Source organism: Bradyrhizobium sp. Ken51 (genome assembly GCF_055807435.1).
On record NZ_JBVVPB010000091.1, the window covers coordinates 1 to 3,794 of the forward strand.

At 58.2% G+C, this 3,794-nt stretch carries 2 protein-coding genes; both read right to left on the bottom strand.

From position 1 onward, the window contains the following. Positions 1 to 1,404 precede the first annotated feature (1,404 nt). Positions 1,405 to 2,307 (bottom strand): alpha/beta fold hydrolase, encoded by a 903-nt coding sequence (locus AC0L27_RS40805; protein WP_473323703.1) that lies wholly within the window; start codon positions 2,305 to 2,307, stop codon positions 1,405 to 1,407. A gap of 321 nt (positions 2,308 to 2,628) precedes the next feature. Beyond that, positions 2,629 to 3,384, bottom strand: coding sequence for a ThuA domain-containing protein (locus AC0L27_RS40810; RefSeq protein WP_275174757.1), 756 nt, complete (start codon positions 3,382 to 3,384; stop codon positions 2,629 to 2,631). Between the last annotated feature and the right edge of the window lie 410 nt (positions 3,385 to 3,794).

Here is a 3,794-nt window from a genome sequence, read left to right on the forward strand (position 1 = left end):
ACCGCTTGCAAGCAACGGATCGCGCCCTGCATTAGCGTAGCTCCTGCGTAACAGCGCAATTCATTTGAGTTTCGCTCAGTGTGGCATGTTGGGCTGGACTCGGCTCGTCAACTTGAGAGCTTGGCGAAGGTCGTCAAGGCAGAAGGCAAGGGCTGCGGGCCTAATAAAGGCGGTCGAACACCGTAGAAGGAGTGTTGTGCTGAGGGGCGCCTAGGCCCCGCGCCAGACGTGCAACACGCCTTCGCGAAAGCCGCCGACGAACTGATCAGAGACGTCCGGTGGCAGTATTTGGCTCAGTTCATCAAACGACCCGCTCACCATGGTCGCGAGCTCGTGTGCCGACGCATGCTCTGCCCAGCGGCGACCCAACTCCAAACCTCGTTGCCGATCCGCCGTTGCGTCCATAGTCCTGGACTATCTCCGCGTCCGTGGCCCCGGCGAAGCGGATGCCGCGCCGGGGCCTGTACATTCCCGCCAATCCCGGAAGCTTGGGGGCTGGAAAGACTCGGCAAGGCGCACCGTAGACAAAACAGATCTGCCGCCCGCGGCTACTGCACTTTGTGCCAATGGGCGAATGCGACCCGAGGGGCTGTCGGGCTGCCGGCAACATCGATCGAAGTCCCCAGGTGGCTCGACGAGCGCGTCGCCGCGAACGACCGCGGCGGCTCTCAGCCGCATTGCAATCGCTTGGCTCTTTCGGAGTACGAGCCCTTAGTCAGCCTGTTATGCAGAAACCGCACGCGTCGAAAATGAGACGGCTTCAGTCTGGATGACTGAGCCGGTGGGGCGTCTATGTACCTTGGGAGGAAGTTAGCACGGCGGTCCGTTGTGCGATCTTTGACTTCGATGACGACGATGGTTGCGGCTTGGTTGCCGTCGACAGCGTGGTCATCGGCCGGAACGACAAGCAAAATGATCATAGATTTCGCGGACGCGGCTTGCGTGATTTCAGTCATGAGGCCGAACCCCAGGGCTTGGTTTGAAGAAGCAAAATCCGATCCTGTACCTCAGGACAATTGGCTCTATGGCCGAATTGAAGTTTTATTATCCCGTCAACGGCACCCCCAAACGCCGTGACCAACCAACCCAGCCCCCCAATGCCGCCCCAGTTTCCCAAACGCTGGGGCGGCAACCCGTTTTGGCCAGTTGGTCGGCTCTGTTGAGCCCGTATGTGCGTTCGTAGTTCAGGCTCCTTTTTGATTCTCTCAATTTCTGCCAATGGACTTCCGACTGTGGCAGAGTTTTGAAATTGATCTTGAGTTCGAAATCGCGAGCGCCCGGCGGCTCTATGCTGACGATGTCCGCTCGCGGGGAGCAAGGCAAACATTGCACCGCGAGGTCGCGACTTCTGTTTTTGACCAAAAGCGGCCATTGTTCGTTCGAGGGCACCCAGTCAACGAGAAATCAATGGTTGGACAGGAATTCCAACGTGAGCTTGTTGAACACGTCCGGATTCAATCGCTGCATGCCATGTGCTGCATTCGGTATCACCACCGTCGCAGGAAACTCCCGGCACTTCCGCATTTCGCGGTACATCAACTCAAACTTCTTTGGACTTTTGTCGGCCGTCATGAGCAGCACGGGGAAGTCAAACTTCTTGACGTCAGCACATGTGCTGATCGGGCGGTCTTTGTCCCCCAACGCCGAGTAAATATTTGCTAGAAACATTTCCTTCGTAGGTTCGGGAAACCTTAGCCAGGTGCCGGGGCCGCTCAACGTGTCGACGAAGATCTCCGCAGCTCTGGCTGTATCACCGGCTCTTAAGTTTTCCTGCAAGGTCCCGATCAGCTTTTTTGTGAAATCTCCGGCTTCTTTTGCCTCGGCGGTCTCGGACACCGGCATTTCGATGCTGCCATCCGGCAGCACCAGCGTTCGAATGACTTCGGGGTGCGATTTCGCAACCTCGACTGCAACCGCGCCACCGCGCGAGTGCCCAACGAGGTGCACTTTCCCGAGATTCAATTTGTTTATCAACGTAGCGATGTCCTGGGCGTGCTGCTCGATTGAGAAATCGGTGCCGCTGCCATCCCAGCGTTCTGGGTAAAAGTGCCTTAGGCTGACCGCAATCACCCGGTAAGCGACACTAAAGGCGCCGAATTGGGCATTCCAAATCCGATAATCGCTTGTAGAGCCGTGCACCAGCACGATGGGTGTACCCTCACCCGCTTCCCGGTAGGCCATGGGATAACCGCTGATGGCTTCCCATTTCAATTCCGATGGAATGGGCCAGTCGGGCTTGACCTCTTGTGCCCACAGTAGTGTGCTCGTGCAGGCGGCAAATAGAAATGGGACCACGATGCGGCGCATTGAACTTCCTCCTCAGGCAGGTCTCCGAGAGGACTGGTTTGCCGCCAGCATAGTTCTCCACAACGCGCATGGCAGCAAGCGATAACCGAGCGCGCGTATTTTTCTTGCCTCATGTGAGTCCGGTTGTGGCCCTAAGCCGAAGAGCAGTTCAGCCGCCGTGATGTCCGCTATCGCTGGTGAACCGGACGCCGAGCTGAACTTGGCTCGCCAGCCGCTTTTGACCCGGAACGGAAGTCGCAGACCAAGACCCTCCGAACCTCTGGCACGGACGCCACCCGACGAATCCGGCGGTGGCGCAAATGCGAAGTGCGGCGGCGTCTCCTAGGGCGACCTTCGCATAGACCAGAGGATAGCGTTCGTGAGGAGTCGCTGGTAGCGGCAATCCTGCCAAACTGACGGCTCGTGGCCCAGCGCCGAATAAAATACCCGTCCCTCGCCATAGAACCGGGTCCAGGTGAGAGGCCAGCCATAGAATCGCTGATGCACGCCGTTCTTGCCAAGGTCCACCGAGCTTGGGTCGAGGCGCAGGAGCACGCGTGATCCACGATAATCGAAGTCGCTGATTTGGTAGATCTCGTCCTCAACTTGCAACGAATTTCCGAGGAAAGCCACCAGGGGATCGCCAGGATCAACCACCTCGATCTTCACGGCCTGATGCCAAGGATGACCATTAAAGTAGCCGCCGACCAGATCGAGATAGTCCGGCCAAGTGTAGAATGTGTCCGTCGCAGAATGAACACCGAGGAACCCGCGGCCCGAGCGTACAAAGCTGAGAAGAGCTCTCTTTTGCGCGTCGCTCATCGGAAGTTCTCCGGTTGTGAAGAACATCACCGCCGCGTAGCGCTCGAGGTTTTCGGCAGAAAATTCGGACGTGTCTTCCGTTGCAGTGACTTCAAAGACACCCGAATTGCTTCCGAGCTGGGCCAGGATTACCTTGGAAAGCGGTATGACATCATGCCGATAGCCGGCGGAGTATGTGAAATAGAGGATGCGCTCTGGCGGACGCTCCGCATGCGCGCCGAGTGGTCGGATTGCCGCCGCGCCGCCGAGGAGCGCGATGAACTCACGTCGCCTCACAATCGCCTCCGCCAAAGCCAACCAACCATGTTTTGAAGAAGCCTAGCACAGATCAGCCCAGCAGCGGTCTTGGGGCATCGCCGTCCTATGCAACGCTGCTGGCCCATCAGCGAACTGGCGAACCGTCTCATTGAGGTCAGCTTCGTGGGTGGAAGCGGACTGGTTTTGCTCAGGCCGGGTTCTTCGCACCTTGACCCGAAGCAGACGAACCTGGGAAGGTGCACGACCCCGAACTGCCGAGCCGAGCCGAATACTGAGCGCAGTGCAACGGCGCTCGCGGTGACCTAGCCGGTATTTTTGACCGCTTCAGCCAGTATCTCGTAAAGCTGCTGCTTGCTGAATTGCTTAGGCTGCTGCCTCTCCGCTGCGTTCCGCGACACCTTCTTTGCGACTGGAAGGGCGCAAGCTGC